Annotated in this window: 21 protein-coding genes and 2 pseudogenes; 13 read left to right on the top strand and 10 right to left on the bottom strand. The window is 72.9% G+C overall.

Annotated features, from left to right (window positions below; genetic code table 11):
• Positions 1 to 291, top strand: a pseudogene (locus DKT69_RS03825) (hypothetical protein); the annotation flags it as partial.
• Between the two features lie 3 nt (positions 292 to 294).
• Here DKT69_RS03825 and DKT69_RS03820 read toward each other — a convergent pair.
• From DKT69_RS03820 to DKT69_RS03800, 5 genes and pseudogenes are all read right to left on the bottom strand, one after another.
• Positions 295 to 693 (bottom strand): NUDIX hydrolase, encoded by a 399-nt coding sequence (locus DKT69_RS03820; protein ID WP_109800213.1) that lies wholly within the window; start codon positions 691 to 693, stop codon positions 295 to 297.
• A gap of 309 nt (positions 694 to 1,002) precedes the next feature.
• Positions 1,003 to 2,112: pseudogene (locus DKT69_RS03815) on the bottom strand (MFS transporter); the annotation flags it as partial.
• Entirely contained in the window at positions 2,112 to 3,530 is a 1,419-nt protein-coding gene (locus DKT69_RS03810; protein ID WP_109800209.1) for an FAD-dependent oxidoreductase, read from the bottom strand. The gene DKT69_RS03810 and the pseudogene DKT69_RS03815, both read right to left, overlap by 1 nt.
• Positions 3,531 to 3,605: 75 nt before the next feature.
• Complete coding sequence (locus tag DKT69_RS03805) at positions 3,606 to 4,103, bottom strand: GNAT family N-acetyltransferase (protein WP_109800208.1); 498 nt, start codon at positions 4,101 to 4,103, stop codon at positions 3,606 to 3,608.
• Positions 4,103 to 4,429 carry an ArsR/SmtB family transcription factor gene (locus DKT69_RS03800; RefSeq protein ID WP_109800207.1) on the bottom strand — a complete coding sequence of 109 codons (327 nt, stop codon included), beginning with the start codon at positions 4,427 to 4,429 and terminating at the stop codon, positions 4,103 to 4,105. Before DKT69_RS03800 ends, DKT69_RS03805 begins: the two co-directional genes overlap by 1 nt.
• A 205-nt stretch (positions 4,430 to 4,634) precedes the next feature.
• Here DKT69_RS03800 and DKT69_RS03795 point away from each other — a divergent pair, with 205 nt between their 5' ends.
• The 6 genes from DKT69_RS03795 (at position 4,635) to DKT69_RS03770 (ending at position 7,421) form a co-directional block, all read left to right on the top strand.
• On the top strand, positions 4,635 to 5,012 hold the full coding sequence (locus DKT69_RS03795) for an ArsR/SmtB family transcription factor (protein ID WP_091619929.1): 378 nt from the start codon (positions 4,635 to 4,637) through the stop codon (positions 5,010 to 5,012).
• Between the two features lie 122 nt (positions 5,013 to 5,134).
• Entirely contained in the window at positions 5,135 to 5,824 is a 690-nt protein-coding gene (locus DKT69_RS03790) for an arsenate reductase/protein-tyrosine-phosphatase family protein (protein ID WP_109800206.1), read from the top strand.
• Complete coding sequence (locus tag DKT69_RS03785) at positions 5,817 to 6,086, top strand: hypothetical protein (protein WP_109800205.1); 270 nt, start codon at positions 5,817 to 5,819, stop codon at positions 6,084 to 6,086. Before DKT69_RS03790 ends, DKT69_RS03785 begins: the two co-directional genes overlap by 8 nt.
• The gene (locus DKT69_RS03780; RefSeq protein ID WP_109800204.1) at positions 6,086 to 6,832 is read left to right on the top strand and encodes an aquaporin; all 747 of its coding nucleotides are present in this window, start codon (positions 6,086 to 6,088) and stop codon (positions 6,830 to 6,832) included. Before DKT69_RS03785 ends, DKT69_RS03780 begins: the two co-directional genes overlap by 1 nt.
• Complete coding sequence (locus tag DKT69_RS03775) at positions 6,829 to 7,014, top strand: hypothetical protein (protein ID WP_109800203.1); 186 nt, start codon at positions 6,829 to 6,831, stop codon at positions 7,012 to 7,014. The genes DKT69_RS03780 and DKT69_RS03775 overlap by 4 nt, the downstream gene beginning before the upstream one ends.
• Entirely contained in the window at positions 7,014 to 7,421 is a 408-nt protein-coding gene (locus DKT69_RS03770) for an arsenate reductase ArsC (RefSeq protein WP_109800202.1), read from the top strand. The genes DKT69_RS03775 and DKT69_RS03770 overlap by 1 nt, the downstream gene beginning before the upstream one ends.
• A 123-nt stretch (positions 7,422 to 7,544) precedes the next feature.
• Here DKT69_RS03770 and DKT69_RS03765 read toward each other — a convergent pair whose 3' ends face one another.
• Positions 7,545 to 7,736, bottom strand: coding sequence for a hypothetical protein (locus tag DKT69_RS03765; RefSeq protein WP_109800201.1), 192 nt, complete (start codon positions 7,734 to 7,736; stop codon positions 7,545 to 7,547).
• Between the two features lie 364 nt (positions 7,737 to 8,100).
• Here DKT69_RS03765 and DKT69_RS03760 point away from each other — a divergent pair, with 364 nt between their 5' ends.
• On the top strand, positions 8,101 to 8,337 hold the full coding sequence (locus DKT69_RS03760; protein ID WP_109800200.1) for a GntR family transcriptional regulator: 237 nt from the start codon (positions 8,101 to 8,103) through the stop codon (positions 8,335 to 8,337).
• 166 nt (positions 8,338 to 8,503) lie between these two features.
• On the opposite strand, the gene DKT69_RS03755 is transcribed toward DKT69_RS03760, so the two are convergent.
• From DKT69_RS03755 to DKT69_RS03745, 3 genes are read right to left on the bottom strand one after another with little or no spacing between them, the layout of a single operon-like run.
• Positions 8,504 to 9,907 (bottom strand): MGH1-like glycoside hydrolase domain-containing protein, encoded by a 1,404-nt coding sequence (locus tag DKT69_RS03755; RefSeq protein WP_236647319.1) that lies wholly within the window; start codon positions 9,905 to 9,907, stop codon positions 8,504 to 8,506.
• A complete protein-coding gene (locus DKT69_RS03750) occupies positions 9,904 to 10,722 on the bottom strand; it encodes a sugar phosphate isomerase/epimerase family protein (RefSeq protein WP_109800199.1) in 819 nt (272 codons plus the stop codon). Before DKT69_RS03750 ends, DKT69_RS03755 begins: the two co-directional genes overlap by 4 nt.
• Positions 10,723 to 11,760, bottom strand: a complete 1,038-nt coding sequence (locus DKT69_RS03745; protein ID WP_109800198.1) for a zinc-binding dehydrogenase — start codon at positions 11,758 to 11,760, stop codon at positions 10,723 to 10,725.
• 119 nt (positions 11,761 to 11,879) lie between these two features.
• Between DKT69_RS03745 and DKT69_RS03740 the strand changes: the two genes are divergently transcribed.
• The 5 genes from DKT69_RS03740 to DKT69_RS03720 all read left to right on the top strand — a co-directional run bounded on the left by DKT69_RS03740 (position 11,880) and on the right by DKT69_RS03720 (position 16,453).
• Positions 11,880 to 13,274, top strand: coding sequence for an ABC transporter substrate-binding protein (locus DKT69_RS03740; RefSeq protein ID WP_109800197.1), 1,395 nt, complete (start codon positions 11,880 to 11,882; stop codon positions 13,272 to 13,274).
• On the top strand, positions 13,271 to 14,227 hold the full coding sequence (locus tag DKT69_RS03735; protein ID WP_109800196.1) for a carbohydrate ABC transporter permease: 957 nt from the start codon (positions 13,271 to 13,273) through the stop codon (positions 14,225 to 14,227). The genes DKT69_RS03740 and DKT69_RS03735 overlap by 4 nt, the downstream gene beginning before the upstream one ends.
• Entirely contained in the window at positions 14,227 to 15,093 is an 867-nt protein-coding gene (locus tag DKT69_RS03730) for a carbohydrate ABC transporter permease (protein ID WP_109800195.1), read from the top strand. The genes DKT69_RS03735 and DKT69_RS03730 overlap by 1 nt, the downstream gene beginning before the upstream one ends.
• Positions 15,094 to 15,131: 38 nt before the next feature.
• Positions 15,132 to 15,743, top strand: a complete 612-nt coding sequence (locus tag DKT69_RS03725) for a phosphatase PAP2 family protein (RefSeq protein ID WP_201749470.1) — start codon at positions 15,132 to 15,134, stop codon at positions 15,741 to 15,743.
• A gap of 104 nt (positions 15,744 to 15,847) precedes the next feature.
• Positions 15,848 to 16,453 (top strand): class I SAM-dependent methyltransferase, encoded by a 606-nt coding sequence (locus DKT69_RS03720; protein WP_109800194.1) that lies wholly within the window; start codon positions 15,848 to 15,850, stop codon positions 16,451 to 16,453.
• 80 nt (positions 16,454 to 16,533) lie between these two features.
• Here the strand turns inward: DKT69_RS03720 and DKT69_RS03715 are convergent.
• On the bottom strand, positions 16,534 to 16,947 hold a 414-nt coding region (locus tag DKT69_RS03715; RefSeq protein WP_201749469.1), incomplete at its 5' end, for a type VII secretion protein EccB.

Raw genomic sequence — 16,947 nt, 5'->3', positions numbered from 1 at the left:
ACCCAGCTCGTGCTGGGCGCCGCCGAGCTGGCCGGGCGCGCCGCGCTGGCCCACGAGCTGCTCGGCGACCGGGTGGCCGCCACCGGGCCGGCGCCCTTCGCCTGGGTGCGCCTGGGCCACGACGCCGACGCGGTGACCGCGCTCGCCCGCCGCCGGGGCGTCGCGGTCGCCGGCACCGACGAGTTCGCCGCCCGGCGCGGGACCGCGCCCGGCCTACGGGTCAGTCTCAGCGCCGACGACGCGGCGTTACGCGCGGCGCTGCGCGCCCTGGCCCGGCTGTTGCCGGGCTGACCGTCAGCGGAGCGTGCCCTCGGCCCGAAGCCGGTCGAAGATGAGCTGGTCCACCGGGGAGACCCGGTGCCGGTCGGCGTAACCGAGCCAGGCCAACTCCTCGATCTCGCTCTCCGGGCGCAGCTCGCCCCGGTAGTCGGCGGCGTAACAGGTCATCCGGACCACGGTGCCGGCCGCGTGCCCGTGCGCCTGCGCGGAGAAGGTCCCGACGTGGACGGCCGACTCCCGCACCACCACGACGCCCAACTCCTCGGCGATCTCCCGGCCCAGAGTGTCCAGGTCGGTCTCGCCGGCCTCCCGCTTGCCGCCCGGCAGGTACCAGACGTCCTTGCCCCGGGAGCGGGTGCTGAGGACGCAGCCGTCCTCGATGCGAATCCAGGCCACCTTGTCGATCTCGGGCACGGCACTCCTTGTCTGCTGGGGAACCGCGGCCAACTGTAGAACGGCGCGACGCCGGGCGGATCGGTAGCATCCGTGCCATGTCCCGCGCCACCCATTCCGGCGCCTGCCCACTGTCACCGATCTGGGTGGCGGCCCGACGTTCCACGACACCCGCGTCGAGGTCGAGCCGGTCCGGCAAACCGCCGGTCCCACGCGGATGAGCATGCCGACGGCGGCGATCGCACAACAGCCGGCGACCACGCCGAGCAGGAGCCGGTAGCCGCCGGCCGAGAACAGTACGGCAGCCGCGCCGAGGGGCGCGGTCGCCTTGGCGACCGTGACGGACGCCGCCATCCGGCCGGCGATGCTCGCGTACGCGGTGGTGCCGTAGCGATCGGCGAGCAGGGCCGGCGTGGCGAGGCTGGCGACGCCGAAGCCCAGTCCGAAGCCGACGATCCCGATGACGGCCCCGGCGCGGGTGCCGGCGAGCAGGGGCATCGCGAGGACGGCGGTGGCCTGAGTGGCGAAGACGGCGGCCACGATGGTGGTGACACGGAGGCGTCGGCGGGCGCCGGTGAGGACGAGTCTGCCGGTGACCGACAGGACGCCGAGCAGGCCGGCGGCGGTGGCGGCGAAGGTGGCGGGGTGGCCGCGGCTGACCAGGTAGCCGACGAGGTGGACGGTCATGGTGCTGGTGGCCGCGCCGTGGGCGACGAAGGTTCCGGCCAGGATCCAGAACCGGGCGTCCCGCATCGCGGCCCTGACGACCGCGGGCCGCTGGGCGTGGTCCGGCGGTGCCGGGCCGCCGGGCGCCGTCGTCGCTGCCGACCGGGGCCGGCGGATGGTGAGCGCGTGCAGGGGCACGGTGACCAGGCCGTGGATGACGGCGAGGACGAGTAGCGCGCCGCGCCAGCCGAGGTGTTCGATCAGGAGGCCGGTCAGCGGCATGAAGATGGTGCTGGCGAACCCGGCCACGATCGTGACCACCAGCAGGGCCGTGGCGCGTCGGTCCGGGGTGAACCAGGAGACGATGACGGCGAAGGCCGGCTCGTAGAGCACCATCGCGCCGGTGATCCCGATGCCGATCATGACGGCGTAGAGCTGACCGATGGTGTGAACCTGGGACCAGGCCACGAGCAGGGCGGTGGCGGTGAGCGAACCGACGGTCATCAGCGCGCGACCGCCGTGGTGGTCGAGCCACCGGCCCACCGGGATGGCCATCAGGGCTCCGGAGAGGACCGACGCGGTGAGCGCGCCGGTGACGGCGGTGGTGGACGCGCCGATGCTGGCGGCCATCGGGTTCAGCAGAATCGCGTAGGCGTAGTAAAGGGTGCCGTAGCCGACGGTGGAGGTGACGGCGAGGGCGGCGACGATGTGCCAGCCGTGGGCGTGGTGCCCGCCGACCGTGGGGCCGGCGGGCACCGTCGTGGTGGCAAGCATCAGCCGCCGCAGCAGCCGCCGGTCTGGCCGCCGGCGGGGGCGGCGTCGAGGGTGATCGGGCCGAGCGGCGCGGACAGCAGGCCACCGGAGATGCCGGTGGCGAGCCCGCGCGCTGCCGGGTCCGCGGTCGGGGCCGGCCCGCAGCAGCTCTCGCCGGTCGCGGAGTCGGCGCGGTTGCTGTTGCACACCCCGGTCTCGGGCAGGTCGAGCTGCACGTCGCGGGCGGCGTCCCAGTCGCCAGCGAGGGCCGCGACGACGGAGCGGACCTGCTCGTAGCCGGTGGTCATGAGGAACGTCGGTGCCCGGCCGTAGCTCTTCATGCCGACGGCGTAGTAGCCCGGCTCGGGGTGGGCGAGCTCGTCCACGCCGTGCGGGGGCACGGTGCCGCAGGAGTGCTCGTTCGGGTCGATCAGCGGCGCGAGGGCGCGGGTGGCGCCCATGACCGGGTCGAGGTCCAGCCGCAGCTCAGCGGCGATGGAGTGGTCCGGCCGGAAGCCGGTGGCCGCGACGATCCGGTCCACGGTGATGGACTCTTCGCTGCCATCGGCGTGCCGCACGACCACCGCGACGCGACCGTCGGTGGGGGTGAGAGCGTGCACGGAGAAGCCGGTGAGCAGCCGGATCCGGCCGGCGTCGACGTGCTCGCGCAGCCGGGAGCCGAGCGCACCCCGCGCCGGGAGGGCGTCAGCGTCGCCGCCTCCGTAGGTGCGCACCGGTGAGGTGGTCCGGATCGCCCAGGTCACCTCGGTGCCCGGCTCGTCGGCTGCCAGCTCCGCCAGGGAGAGCAGGGTATTCGCCGCCGAGTGGCCGGCGCCGACGACCAGGGTGTGCCGGCCGGCGAACGCGTCCCGGTCCGCGCCGAGGACGTCCGGAAGCGCGTGCTCCAGGTACGCCGCCACGTCGCCCTCGCCCCGAGCGGGCAGGCCGGACGCGCCGAGGACGTTCGGGGTGCCCCACGTGCCGGAGGCGTCGATGACGGCCTGGGCGAGCACCTCGTCGCCGTCGGCGAGTCGGATCAGGAACGGCGTGGCGTCGCGGCCGGCGGTGCGCAGGCGGTCCATGCCCAGGCGGCTGATCGCCTCGACCCGAGCGCCGTAGCGCAGGTGCGGCTTGAGCTGCGGCAGCTCCGCGAGAGGCTGGAGGTAGTCGGCAACCAGCTCCGCGCCGGTGGGCAGGGCCTCCAGGTCGGGGGCGATCCAGCCGGCCTCGTCCAGGATCCGGCGGGCGGCCGGGTCGATGTTGTACCGCCACGGGGAGAACACCCGCACGTGCCCCCACTGCCGCACCGCCGCGCCGGCGGTGTCGCCGGCTTCGAGGACGGTGAAGGGGAGGCCGCGCTCGTGCAGGTGCGCGGCGGCGGCCAGGCCTACCGGGCCGGCGCCGATCACCACGACGGGCAGCTCGTTCAGAGTGCTCATCAGACAACTCCTCTGTGTTGAAAACTGTCGAATCAAGTAGGTGGACGACGGCCCGGCTGCTGGGGCCAGGGCTGGTCAGGTGATGACGGGGCTGCGCCGCTCGAGGAGGACGACGTCGCGCCACCGGCCGTGGTGGCGGCCGACCCGTTCGCGGACGCCGATGACCCGGAAGCCGGCCCGCTCGTGGAGGCTGAGGCTGGCGGTGTTCTCGGGGAAGATGCCGGACTGGATGGTCCAGATGCCGGCCGCCTCGGTGGAGGCGATGAGCGTGTCCAGCAGCAGCCGGGCCGCGCCGCGCCCCTGGACGGCGGGGTCGACGTAGACCGAGTGCTCCACCACGCCGGCGTAGACCGCGCGGGCCGAGGTCGGCGAGACAGCGATCCAGCCGACCACGATGTCGTCCCTGTCGACCGCCACGAAGCGGTGCGCGGGCAGCTTCCCGGCGTCGAACGCCGCCCAGGTGGGTGCGGTCGTCTCGAAGCTGGCGTGTCCGCCGTCGAGGCCGGCCTGGTAGATCGCCAGGACCCGCTCGGCGTCGTCGGCCGTCATGGGACGGACGGTGAGGTCGGCCATCAGCAGGCTCCGTTCGGGTTGGGGGCGGGTCGGCCCATGACGACGTCGGCGGCGGAGGGGAAGCAGCCGACGCAGGCGTCGTTGATGCGGTAGTGGCGGGCCGTTCCGACCGGCTCGACGAGGACGAACCGCACCTCGGTGAGGATCTTCAGGTGCTGGGAGACGGTGGACTGCGCCAGGCCGACCGCGGCGACGATCTCCCCGACGCTCATCGGTCGGGCGTGGCGGGCGAGGTACTCGACGATCTGCACCCGGGTCGGGTCCGCGAGGGCCCGGAACCATGACGCGTACGTCTGTGCGGTCGCCCGGTCGAGCAGCTCGTCCACACCGGCCTCCTTCTATCGTTTATCGCCGATCGACGATGGAAGTGTAGCGGGTGCGGGTGCCGCGAGGCAGACGGTAACTCCCGCCTGGGCTGCCGCTGACCGCCGAGCCTTGCCGAACATGACGACCCCCTTCCCACGGCGCCTGTCTTGACGTCCGTCGAATCAGAGAGTTGCACGTTGCTTAGACACCTGTCAACCTAAAGGCATGTCAAAGCAGGCGGCGTCGCTTCCCGTCATCGACCTCACCGCCGACACGCCGTGCTGCCCGCCGCTGGCGCAGCGCCGGGTGCCGGCCGAGACCGCCGCCGTCCTCGCGCCCGCGTTCAAGGCGCTCGGCGACCCGGTGCGGCTGCAATTGATGTCGATGATCGCGTCCGCCGAGGGCGGGGAGGCATGCGTCTGCGACCTGACCCCCGCGTTCGACCTGACCGGGCCGACCATCTCCCATCACCTGAAGACGCTGCGCGAGGCAGGCCTCGTCGACGCCGAGCGGCGGGGTACCTGGGTGTACTACCGGGCCCGGCCGGCCATCCTGCGCCAGCTCGCCGCACTGCTCACCGTCGAACCGGCAGCTGCTGCGTGAGCCGCGGCCGGCGCACCGCGCCGTGCAGCCATACCTGGCCGCCTGCTGCTGACCGCGCCGCTCAGTGCCACCGACTCAGTTCCGCTTGACAGTTTCACAATCACTCAGTGATAGTTGAGTCAATGGTCATTGAGCTTGCCTCCCTGCAGGAGCGCGCCCGGATCCACGCCGCGCTCGGCGACCCGGCGCGGCTGGCGATCGTGGACGCGCTCACCCTCGGCGACGCCTCGCCCGGCGAGATCGCCCACGACCTGGGCATGCCCACCAACCTGGTCGCCCACCACGTCAAGGTCCTCACCGAAGCCGGCCTGGTCGTCCGCGCCCGGTCCGAGGGCGACCGCCGCCGCACCTACCTCCGCCTGCGACCCGAGGCGCTGGCCACGCTGACTCCGCCCCCGCTGACCGACGTCGGCCGGGTGGTGTTCGTCTGCACCCGCAACTCCGCCCGCTCCCAGCTCGCCGCCGCGCTGTGGACGAGCCGGGCCGGCACGCCAGCCGCCTCCGCGGGCACGAAGCCGGCGTCCCGGGTCCACCCCCGCGCCGTCGCCGTGGCCCACCGCCACGGACTCCAGCTCGACCCCACCGGCACCGCCCACATCACCCAGGTCGCGCACGACGGGGACCTGGTGATCGCGGTCTGCGACAACGCCCACGAGGAACTCACCCGCCCGGTCCGGCCCCGGCTGCACTGGTCGGTGCCCGACCCGGTCCGTGTCGACACCGACGCCGCGTTCGAGGCCGCCTTCACCGACCTCGCCGCCCGCGTCGACCGGCTCGCCCCCGTCATCAATTCGGGAGACCGTCATGACTGACACCAGCCGGCACCTGCGTGAAGACCTCTCCGTCGACCAGCAGCTCGCCCTGCGCACCGCCGCCACCCGCCTCGCCGCCACGCACAACGCCGGGCGGTCCCAGTTGGCGCTCGGCTTCTTCACCTACCTCGCCGGCGATCAGGCGGTGGCCTGGGCCGTCCGCCGGCTCCTCGACGAACTGCACGTTCCCGCCACCCGTTGGACCACCCGCCGGGCCGACACGCGGCCCGCAACCTCGCTGCAAGGGGAGAGAACAGACTGATGACCATCGCACTTTGGCGGCGCCTGCTGGCCGAGTTCACCGGCACCGCCCTGCTGGTCACCGCCGTGGTCGGCTCCGGCATCATGGCCACCACGCTCTCCCCCGGCGACGTCGGGCTCCAACTGCTGGAGAACTCGATCGCCACCGCGCTCGCGCTGGGCGCCCTGATCCTGATCTTCGGCCCGGTCTCCGGCGCCCACTTCAATCCCGTCGTCTCCGCCGCGGACTGGTTCCTCGGCCGGCGCGCCGGCACCGGGCTGACCAGCCGCGACCTCGGCGGCTACGTCATGGCCCAGGTCGCCGGCGCGATCGGGGGTTCGATCCTGGCCAACCTGATGTTCGACCTGGCCGCCGTCGACTTCTCGGGCAAGGACCGCGCCGCGGGGCACCTCTGGCTCGGCGAGGTTGTCGCCACCGCCGGCCTGATCCTGCTGATCTTCGCCCTCGCCCGCGCCGGCCGCGCCGCGGTCGCGCCGGCCGCGGTCGGCGCCTACATCGGCGCCGCGTACTGGTTCACCTCGTCGACCTCGTTCGCCAACCCCGCGGTGACCATCGGTCGCGCTTTCACCGACACCTTCGCCGGCATCGCCCCCGCCTCCGTTCCCGGCTTCGTCATCGCGCAACTCGTCGGCCTCACCCTGGGCGTCGGTCTCCTGGCCGCGCTCTACCCCGACGCTGGGGAAGCCGCCGACCAGGTGGTCGTGCCTACCGACGAGCGCGACCCGGCGCTCGACAATCGCGCATGAGCACCAACCCGGCGCACCGTGGCGCGGACAGGTCCTATCCCGCCCTGCTCAATCCGCCGCGTCCGGCCGGGCGCTACCGGCTGCTCGACCGCAACAGCGACCCCCGCCGGTCTCTGCCCACCGCCCACTCGGAGGCGCCGGTGAACCGGCCCTGCGACCCGTACTGCCAGGAAGGCTTTTGATGTCCGACAAGCCCAGCGTGCTGTTCGTCTGCGTGCACAACGCCGGCCGCTCCCAGATGGCCGCCGGCTGGCTGCGCCACCTCGCCGGCGACGCCGTCGAGGTGCGCTCCGCCGGCTCGGCGCCCGCCGAGACGGTCAACCCCGCCGCCGTCGAAGCCATGGCCGAGGTCGGCATCGACATCACCGACCAGACCCCCAAGCTCCTCGAATACGAGACGGCGGAGTCCTCGGACGTCATCGTGACCATGGGCTGTGGTGACGCCTGCCCCGTCTTCCCGGGCAAGCGGTACGAGGACTGGAAGCTCGAAGACCCCGCCGGCAAGGGCGTCGAGGCCGTACGCCCGATCCGCGACGAGATCCGCACCCGGGTGGATCAGCTCCTCGCCGAACTGCGCCCCACCGCCTGACCCGGTCAGCGCCGCCCGCCGACGACCGTCGGCGGGCGGCTGCACCCTGAGCAAAAGCATTCCTCCGGACATCCCTCCTTGATCAACCAACGCGACTCTAATGATTCCGAAGACAGAGATCCCTTACTGCGCTCGACGGAGGCGGTACCGCTCCAACCGATCGGCGCGGTAGCGGTCGAGGGTGAACGCGGCGTCATCGAGCCGGGGACATCCGGAGTCGTTGCACTTTGCGCACAGGTTCCGCTCGTGGAACTCGATGCAGTACGAGGCGAGGACGACGGCGAAGGGAACTCGCGTCAGCAACTCCTCCCCCATCGCTCGGCCCGACCCGGAAAGCGGTACTGCTGGCCGAGGGTAAGCAGCGGGGCCCGTTGGTACTCCATAGTCGGCTCGATTGCCCAGTAGTGCGGACGGCCGTTGTTGCGGCGGGGCTGGACCTCGGAGAGGGCCTCCGGACCGAAGGCGCCGGAACGGTTCGGGTAGGCGGTCGCAGGGCCGGTCCGGTCGACCGGTCCCGGACGGCGGTTGAACGGCCAGAGCCTCATGAGATTCCTCCTGGCTGGGGGTTTGCGGACGCCTACCGAAGGTAATCCATCTCGTTCTACTCGTACAGCCCGTTCTATACGTCTAGCCCGTACCCTACGGCCTGCTCAGGCTGCGCGTCCATAAGGTTCGGCTCATGGTTGACGAGATGTCCCCGGTGGCGCTCTACATCCAGCTCGCAGACCTCCTCGCCAAGCAGATCGAGGACGGGAAACTCAAACCCCGCCAGCCGGTCCCGAGCGAGACCCATCTACAGCAGGAGCACGGCGTCAGCCGCGGAACTGTCCGAGCGGCTGTCCGTCTGCTTCGGGAGCGCGGTCTGGTCGTGACGCTGCCGGCTCGCGGTTCTTACGTCGCCGAGCGGAAGCCGTAAGTCCTACCTGCCCGGACTGCCGGCGAGAGCGGGCAGAGCCATTGGTGCACGTCTAGCGGCTGAACCGCCGCTGCGAGCCGATGGCTTCCCTGCGGGCCGGCGCCACCACCGGCCTGGGATCGACTGAGGCGCCTGCCCGCCGGGGTCGCCCCGGGCCGACGCCGGCTCACCCCTCGGCGAGGGCGTCGAGCGCCAGCGACGCGGTCCAACTGAACGCCGGGGAGCCGAGCCCGGCGCCGGTATCCGGGTGGAAGTACTCGTGGCAGCCGCTGCGGGCGACCAGCCCGAGCATCGACTCCCGCAGCCCGGCGGCCAGGTCGGGCCGGCGGTGGGTGAGCAGTCCCCGCCAGAGCAGCCAGCTCGTGTTCAGCCAGCTCGGGCCACGCCAGTAGCGCAACGGTTCGAAGTCCGGCGCGGTGCGGTCGTGGGTGGGCAGCGGGCGGTCCATCCGGGACTCCAGGCCGAACCGGGGCGAGCACGCCTCGGTCAGCACCGCCCGCACCTGCCGGGCCGGCAGGTCCGGCAGGATCAGCGGCATCAGCCCGAGCACCGTCCGGGCCGGGATCAGCCGGTCGGTGCGCAGGTCGCGCGGGTGGAAGGTGCCGGTGGTCGGGTCGTACAGCCGGTCCACCAGGGTCGCGGTGATCCGGGCTGCCCGCTCCCGGTGCGGCCCCGGGTCGGCGCCGACCACCGCCGCGATCCGGGCCAGCGCCTGCTCGGCCACCCCCAGTGCCGCGTTGAGCAGCGGACACTCCACCAGGAAGGGATGCCGCCCGGCCAGCCCGTCGTCGCCGTAGCGGCCCTCCCGATACGACGCGACGATCGCGACGTAGCGCGCGTAGTCCAGGTCCGTGGGGCGGTGCGCGGCGTCGGCGTGCGCGGTGTCGTGCCGCCGGTACGCCCGCATCACGGCGGCGTCGGCGGGCACCCCGGCCATCGGGGCGTCCCAGGCCGGGCTGTTGTCCAGCCCCGACTCCCACGGGTGCACCAGGCAGGCCAGCCCGGCGCCGCCCACGTCCCGCCGGCCGGTCAGGTACCGCTGCTGGGCGACCAGCCGCGGATAGAGCCAGCGCAGGGCCCGCACCGACGCCTCGGACGGGGCCCGACGGTGGATCAGCCACGCCGCCGGGGCGTGCACCGGCGGTTGGACGATCCCCGATGTGCTGGAAGCCGGGGCGCCGTCGGCACGGGCCGAGTCCCAGAACTCCGGCCCCGGAAAGTACGACCCGACCCGCAGCGCCGGGTTGAACACGATGTGCGGAACCCGCCCGTCGGCCCACTGGGCGGCGAAGAGCGTCCGCAGCTCCCGCCACGCCCGCTCCGGTCGGACGTGGGCCAGCCCGACGGCGATGAACGCCGAGTCCCAGCTCCACTGGTGCGGGTAGAGGGTGCGCGAGGGCACGGTGTGGTCGTGCTCCCAGTTGCCGTCGAGGGTGGCGACGGCCAACCGGCGCAACCCGGCCGCCCGCTCGGCGCCGTCCCACCCCGGTGACGGGTCGCCGTCGGGGCCACCCGCCGTGGCGTCCAGTCCGGCGGCGGCGCCGGTTCCACCGGCCGGCCCGGCGCTCATGCCGCCGCCTGCCACGGCTGGGCGTGCGTGAGCACCGTCGCGGCCTGCCGGAGGGCGGCGAGGGGCTCGCCGCGCAGCCGGCACTCCACCGCCAGCCAGCCCCGGTAATCGATGTCGTGCAGGGTCCGCAGCAGCGCCGGCCAGTCCAGGTGCCCGGCCCCGGGCTGGTACCGGTTGGAGTCGCTGACCTGCACGTGCCCGAGGTACGGCGCGGCGGCGCGCAGCGCCGCGTGCACGTCGTCCTCCTCGATGTTCATGTGGAAGGTGTCGGCGACCACCCGGACCGAGGGCAGGCCGACGGCCGCGCAGAGAGCGACCGCCTCGCCGAGCCGGTTGACCATGTGGTCCTCGTACCGGTTGAGGGGCTCCAGGAAGAGGGTGACCCCCTCGGCCCGGGCGTGCTCGCCCAGCTCGCCGAGGGCGTCGACGAGGACCTGCCGGTCGCCGTCGGGCGAGCGGGGCGGCTCGAAGGGCGGCAGCCGCCGGGAGAACATCCCCCAGGCGGCCGGGGTCATCGCGCCGATCCCGCCGAGTTCGGCGATGACCGAGAGCTGGGAGCGCAGGTTGCGCACCGCGTCCCGGGAGCGGTCCGGGTCGAAGTCGCCGATGAAGTGGTCCATCTCGACGCAGACGGTGGGCATGGGCACGCCCTCGGCGCGGGCCCGGCGCAGCTCCGGCAGCCGCCGGGCGAACGCGAGGTCACCGCGGCCGCGCAGCTCGATGGCCTGGTAGCCGAGCGTGCTGGCGAGGGCGAACTTGTCGGACAGGCTGGCGCCCGGGAGCAGCTGCTCCTGGCAGGCGAGTGGAATGGCCATTCAGAACCTCAGCACGACTTGGAGGACGTCACCGTCACCGCGGTCGAGCAACGCGAGCGCGTCGGCCACCGCGCCCGCGTCGACGACGTGGCTCACCAGCGGCAGCGGGTCGACGCTGCCCTCGGCCACCAGGTCCATGAAGGTGTGGGCGATCCGGGGCCCGGTCCACCGGCCGGCCGTGCCGGGTGCCGGGGTGGGCCCGGAGACCTGGGCCGCCACCAGCTGGATCCGGTTGTGGTGGAACTCCTCGCCGAGTCCCAGCCCGAGGGCGTACCCCTGGTAGAAGCCGGCGGCCACGACGCGGCCGGCGTGGGTGGTGGCGCGGATCGCCTCGTGCAGCGCCGGGTACGACCCGGACAGCTCCAGGCAGACGTCGGCGCCGCGACCGTCGGTGGCCCCGCGGAGCACGGCGGCGGCGGAGTCGACGGCGGCGTCGACGACCCGACGGGCGCCGAAGCGGGTGGCGAAGTCCAGCCGGGCGGGCACCCGGTCGACCGCGACCACCCGGGCGCCGGAGAGGGCGGCCAGCCGGGTGCCGAGCAGGCCGATCACCCCCTGGCCGAAGACCCCCACCCAGTCGCCGAGGTGCAGGTCGCCGGCGAGCACCGCGGTGAGGGCGATCGCGCCGGGACGGGCGAAGACGGCGGTGAGCAGGTCGAGCCCGGCCGCCAGCGGCTGGACCGTGCCGGAGGCCACGACGGCCTCGGCCCGGTGTCCCCAGATGCCCCAGACGACCTGCCCGGGACGCCGGTCGGCGACGTCGGCGGCGACCTCGACGATCTCGCCGACCTCCTCGTAGCCGAAGCCGACGACGGGGTAGGCGGCGGGCGCCTGGCGGGGCACGAACATCCGGCTGGCGTCGTCCCAGTCCTTGCTGAGCCGGGGATTGCTGCCGCGGTAGAGGGTCAGCTCGGTGCCGGCCGAGATGCCGGAGTAGCAGGTGCGGACGCGCACCTGGCCCGGGCCGAGTGGATCTGCGGGGCAGGGCTCGAGGCTGACGCGCCGGGGCCCGGCCAGAGAGACAACCCAGTTGGGCATGGCGTCGCTCCGAGGGAAGTGCCGGGCTCGATTCTAAAACAAAATATCAGCATATGTCTTGTAATTGATCAATCGAGGGCGTTGAATACCTGATGTACCCTTCGAGAGGAGTGCCACCGATGTCATCACCCTCGATGCGGATGTTCGCCGCCACCCTGATCATGGCAGTTGCCGGGACAGGAATGGTGGCCTGCAGCGACGACGAGCCGAAAGCCGACAGTTCAGAGATAACGGTGTGGAGCCTGGAGGACGTGGCCGACCGGGTCACCGCCACCAAGGCGATCATCAGCGACTTCACCGCCAAGACCGGCGTCAAGGTCAACCTGGTCACCGTCAACGAGGACCAGTTCCCCTCCCTCATCGCCTCCAGCGCCGCCGCCGGCAAGCTGCCCGACGTGGTCGGCTCCGTCTCCCTCGCCGGCATCCAGACCCTCGCCGGCAACCAACTGCTGCACGAGTCCGCCAATGCCGAGATCGTCGACAAGCTCGGCCGGGACACCTTCTCCCCCCGCGCGCTGGAGCTGACCTCCGACGGCGGGAAGCAGCTCTCCGTCCCCAGTGACGGGTGGGGCCAGCTCCTCGTCTACCGCAAGGACCTCTTCGCCGCCGCCGGCCTGCCCGCCCCCGACACGTACGAGAAGATCGCCGCCGCCGCGGCGAAGCTCAACACCGGCGGCGTCGCCGGCATCACCGCGGCGACCGCCCCCGGCGACGTCTTCACCCAGCAGACCTTCGAGCACCTCGCGCTGGCCAACAACTGTCAGCTCACCGACGACTCCGGCGCGGTCAAGCTCGACTCACCCGAGTGCGTCGAGGCGTTCCGCTTCTACGGCGACCTGATGCGCAACCACTCGGTCAAGGGTGCCCAGGACGTGGACACCACCCGGGCCACCTACTTCGCCGGCAAGGCCGCGATGCTGATCTGGTCGCCGTTCATCCTCGACGAGCTGGCCGGGCTGCGCAACGACGCCAAGCCGACCTGTCCGCAGTGCCAGCAGGACCCGACGTTCCTGGCCAAGAACAGCGGCTTCGTCACCGCGATCAAGGGACCCAACGGCGCCGAACCGGCCCAGTACGGCGAGATCAGCTCGTGGGCGGTGCTCGACGGCGCCGCGGCCGGTTCGGCCAAGTCGTTCGTGGAGTACCTGCTCTCCGACGGCTATCCGCGCTGGTTCGGCATGTCTCCCGAAGGCCGGTTCCCGGCCCGCAAGGGCACCGCGGACGACAAGGAGAAGTTCCTCACCGCCTGGAACACCAGCCACGCCGGCGTGGACGCCAAGAAGCCGCTCTCCGCCGTGTACGGCGACGACGTCCTCGCCACCCTGCGCAAGAGCCCGGACACCTTCCAGCGCTGGGGCCTGCCGCAGGGCCAGGGCAAGCTGGTCGGCGCGATCCTCGGCGAGCTGCCCGTGCCGAAGGCGCTCGCCGACGTGGTCGGCGGCAAGTCCGACGCCGCCGCGGCCGCCGCGCGGGCGAAGAAGGACGTCGAGGCGATCAAGAAGGGCGTCAATTGACCACCACCGCCCCGGAGGCCGGCCGCTCCCCCGCCCGGGAGCGGCCCGGCCCCCGGCGCCGGCCACTGACCCTGCGCCGGCGCGAGTCCCGCGCCGGGCTCGCGCTGGTCGCCCCGACCCTGCTCGTGGTGGCCGCGGTGATCGGCATCCCGATCGTCTGGACCGTGGTGCTGGCCTTCCAGCGGGTACGCCTGGCCACCCTGCGCCGGAGCGGGCTCTTCGGCGAGTTCACCCTGAGCAACTTCGACCGGGTGCTGCACACCCCCGGGTTCGCCGAAACGCTCTGGACCACCCTGCTCTACAGCCTCGGCGGGACCTTCGGGTCGATCGTGATCGGCGTGGTCGCCGCGCTGGTCGTCCGCCGGCCGTTCCGCGGGCGCACACTGGTGCGGGCGTCGATGCTGCTGCCGTACGTGGCGCCGGTGGTCGCGGTGGCCTTCGTCTGGCAGGTGATGCTCGACCCGCAGCTCGGCATCGTCAACGACTGGGGGCAGCGGTTCCTCGGCTGGGACGCGCCGATCCCGTTCCTGTCCCAGGACTCGACCGCGCTGTGGACGGTCATCGCGTTCGAGGCGTGGCGGTACTTCCCGTTCGCGTTCCTGTTCCTGCTCGCCCGGCTGCAGGCCGTCCCCGTGGACCTGGAGGAGGCGGCCCGGGTCGACGGGGCCACCCCGACTCAGCGCTTCCGGCACATTCTGCTGCCCCAGCTGATGCCGGTGATCGTGCTGCTGGCGGTGCTCCGGTTCATCATGACCTTCAACAAGTTCGACGACGTCTACCTGCTCACCGGCGGTTCGGCCGGCACCGAGGTGGTCAGCGTCCGGGTCTACCAGTTCCTCACCGCGCGTACCGACGTCGGGGCCGCGGCGGCACAGGCGGTCGTGCTGGCCGTGGTGCTGATCGCGTTCGTCGCGATCTATCTGCGCTTCTTCACCGCACGCAGGGAGGCGTGATGGACCGGGACCGGCTCGAGACGGTCAGCCTGCGCTGGCTGCGCCGGCTGGTGATCGCCGCCTTCCTGGTCGTCACCGTGCTGCCCTTCTGGTACATGCTGGTGCTCTCGGTGCGTCCCATCGAGCGCTTGCTGCTCGATCCCGGCTCGCTGTGGGTGCCGGTCAGCGAGTTCACCGTCGCCACGTACGCCGAGGTGCTCAAGGCCGCCGAGGACGGCGGCCAGGGTTTCCTCACCTTCATCCGCAACAGCGGGCTGGTGGCGCTGGCCGCCACGGCGCTGACCCTGGTGGTCGCCATCCCCGGCGCGTACGCGGTGGCCCGGCTGCGGTTCTTCGGCCGCCGGCAGGTCAACGCCCTCTTCCTCGCCGTCTACCTCTTCCCGTCCATCGTCATCGCCATCCCGCTCTTCGTGGTCTTCACCCGCGTCGGGCTGCGCGGCTCGCTGTTCGGGCTGGTGTTGGTCTACATCTCGCAGACCCTGCCGGTCTCGGTCTACATGCTGAAGAACTACTTCGAGACGATCCCGGTCAGCCTGGAGGAGTCCGCGGCCATCGACGGCGCCGGCCGGCTCGGCATCATCCGCCGGGTCAGCCTGCCCCTCGCGGCACCGTCGATCATGGCGGTCGCCCTCTACGACTTCATGATCGCCTGGAACGAGTTCCTGTTCGCCCTGCTCTTCCTGGTGGACAAGCCCAACCGGTGGACGGTGTCGCTCGGGCTGTCGCTGCTCTCCGACGGCGTCGAGGTGCCGAAGACCGTGCTGATGGCGGGATCGGTGATCCTCACCCTCCCCATCGTGATCCTCTTCTTCGCCAGCGAGCGGCTGCTCACCGAGGGGCTCACCAGCGGCGCCGAGAAGGGCTGAACTTGACCTTGAACGAGAGGTGACCCCAGGATGACCCGGTGCGCACGACCACGATCGACGGGGACCGGTCGGCGAGCCGGCGGCTGGCCCGCCTGCTCACCGAGGTGCTCGCGCCGGGCGTCCTGGTGACCGCCCTGCCGCTGATGGCCGCCGCCCGGGTCAGTGACACAGCGCGCGACCTCCTGCTCTGGGGCGGCACGGCGCTGCTCTTCTGCGCGGTCATCCCGGTCGGCGTGATCATTCACGGGGTGCGCCGGGGCCGGCTCACCGACCGGCACATCGGCGACCGCACCCAGCGGGCCCGTCCGCTGCTCACCGGCCTGGTCTCCGTGGCGGTCGGGATGGCCCTGCTGGCCGCGCTGCACGCCCCGGCGGAGCTGTTCGCCGTCATCGTCGTGATCTTCGTGGTGGGCGCTGCGGTCACCGCCGTGAACCACTGGTGGAAGCTCAGCGTGCACGCCGCGGTGATCGCCGCGTCCACCACCGTGCTGGTGCTGCTCTTCGGTCCGGCCCTGCACGCCGCCTGGCTGCTGGTGGCCGCGGTCGCCTGGTCCCGGGTCCGGCTGCGCGACCACACCTGGCCGCAGGTCATCGCGGGCGTCACGGCGGGGGTCCCACTCGCCGCCGGCACGTTCCTCGCGCTGACCTGATCCCCACGCCGGACGGCCACCGCGCATCGTGCCTGGTTCGCGCAGGGCGGCGGCCGGCTACCCCATCCGGCTCCCGGCGCGGAAGATCCGGTTACGGTGGCCCCATGAGCAAGCCGACCCGTTGGGTGACCGACACGAAGCCCGGGCACTCGCAGTGGTACATCGACCGGTTCCGCCGCCTCGCCGCCGAGGGAGCGGACCTGGCCGGTGAGGCGCGGCTGCTGGACGCCATGGTGCCGCCGGGCTCCCGCATCCTGGACGCGGGCAGCGGCACCGGACGGGTGGACGCGGCGCTGGCCGTCCGGGGACACTCCGTGGTCGGGGTGGACGCCGACCCGGCCCTGGTGGAGGCCGCCCGCGCCGACCACCCCGGGCCGCGCTGGCTGGTCGGCGACCTGGCCGAGCTGGACCTCGCCGCGCAGGGCGAGGCGGAGCCGTTCGACGCGGCGGTGATCGCCGGCAACGTGCTGGCGTTCGTCGCGCCCGGCACCGAACCGGCGGTGCTGACCCGGGTCGCCGCCCACGTGCGCCCGGACGGCATCGTGGTGGTCGGCTTCGGCACCGACCGGGGCTACCCGCTGACCGACTTCGACGCCGACGCGGTCGCCGCCGGGCTGCGGCTGGAGCATCGCTTCGCCACCTGGGACCTGCGCCCGTGGCGGGAGGACGCCGACTTCGCGGTCACCGTCCTACGCCGCCCGCCCGCCTGAGCCGCCCGGCCGGCACCCGGGGGCCGGCCGGCCGCGGAAAGGTGGGCCGGGTGCCCGAGGTCCGGCGGCCCGGCCGGCCGTCAGGCCGGGGCGGCGACCGCGCGGGCGGCGGCCGGGTCCAGTGGGCTGCCCGCCGGGACCAGACTGACCAGGCTCGCCGGGAGCCGCACCGGGCGGACGCCGGAGTAGCCGAGCATGCCGAGCACCGCGCCGTCGGCGAGCACGTACCGCCGGCCCAGGTCGGTGACCACGGAGACCGCGCCACCGGACGCGCCGGGCGCCGCCGCCGACTCGACCACCGCGCCGCGGCCGGGCTCGACCACCACTTGGTCGGCGCGGACCCCGCCCCGGCCCGTCGGCGTCCGCGCGGCGGCGGCGAGGTCCGGCGGGGTGGCACCGACCCGCACGTCGTGTACGCCGGTGTCGTCGCCGACCCGGGCGCAGACCGCGCCGCCGTCGACGGTCGCCAGCCCGGGCGTGGCGGGGTGCGGTGC

The organism is Micromonospora sicca (assembly GCF_003172935.1).
GTDB lineage: Bacteria > Actinomycetota > Actinomycetes > Mycobacteriales > Micromonosporaceae > Micromonospora > Micromonospora sicca.
Note: the sequence above shows the minus strand (reverse complement) of the source record. Positions and strands in the feature narration are given on the sequence as shown.

Excerpts from the sequence above, each read along its gene's own strand:
- DKT69_RS03810 (WP_109800209.1), bottom strand. The coding sequence starts at position 3,530 with ATGAGCACTCTGAACGAGCTGCCCGTCGTGGTGATCGGCGCCGGCCCG.
- DKT69_RS03805 (WP_109800208.1), bottom strand. The coding sequence starts at position 4,103 with ATGGCCGACCTCACCGTCCGTCCCATGACGGCCGACGACGCCGAGCGG.
- DKT69_RS03795 (WP_091619929.1), top strand. The coding sequence starts at position 4,635 with ATGTCAAAGCAGGCGGCGTCGCTTCCCGTCATCGACCTCACCGCCGAC.
- DKT69_RS03790 (WP_109800206.1), top strand. The coding sequence starts at position 5,135 with ATGGTCATTGAGCTTGCCTCCCTGCAGGAGCGCGCCCGGATCCACGCC.
- DKT69_RS03785 (WP_109800205.1), top strand. The coding sequence starts at position 5,817 with ATGACTGACACCAGCCGGCACCTGCGTGAAGACCTCTCCGTCGACCAG.
- DKT69_RS03780 (WP_109800204.1), top strand. The coding sequence starts at position 6,086 with ATGACCATCGCACTTTGGCGGCGCCTGCTGGCCGAGTTCACCGGCACC.
- DKT69_RS03775 (WP_109800203.1), top strand. The coding sequence starts at position 6,829 with ATGAGCACCAACCCGGCGCACCGTGGCGCGGACAGGTCCTATCCCGCC.
- DKT69_RS03770 (WP_109800202.1), top strand. The coding sequence starts at position 7,014 with ATGTCCGACAAGCCCAGCGTGCTGTTCGTCTGCGTGCACAACGCCGGC.
- DKT69_RS03765 (WP_109800201.1), bottom strand. The coding sequence starts at position 7,736 with ATGGGGGAGGAGTTGCTGACGCGAGTTCCCTTCGCCGTCGTCCTCGCC.
- DKT69_RS03760 (WP_109800200.1), top strand. The coding sequence starts at position 8,101 with ATGGTTGACGAGATGTCCCCGGTGGCGCTCTACATCCAGCTCGCAGAC.
- DKT69_RS03755 (WP_236647319.1), bottom strand. The coding sequence starts at position 9,907 with ATGAGCGCCGGGCCGGCCGGTGGAACCGGCGCCGCCGCCGGACTGGAC.
- DKT69_RS03750 (WP_109800199.1), bottom strand. The coding sequence starts at position 10,722 with ATGGCCATTCCACTCGCCTGCCAGGAGCAGCTGCTCCCGGGCGCCAGC.
- DKT69_RS03745 (WP_109800198.1), bottom strand. The coding sequence starts at position 11,760 with ATGCCCAACTGGGTTGTCTCTCTGGCCGGGCCCCGGCGCGTCAGCCTC.
- DKT69_RS03740 (WP_109800197.1), top strand. The coding sequence starts at position 11,880 with ATGTCATCACCCTCGATGCGGATGTTCGCCGCCACCCTGATCATGGCA.
- DKT69_RS03730 (WP_109800195.1), top strand. The coding sequence starts at position 14,227 with ATGGACCGGGACCGGCTCGAGACGGTCAGCCTGCGCTGGCTGCGCCGG.
- DKT69_RS03720 (WP_109800194.1), top strand. The coding sequence starts at position 15,848 with ATGAGCAAGCCGACCCGTTGGGTGACCGACACGAAGCCCGGGCACTCG.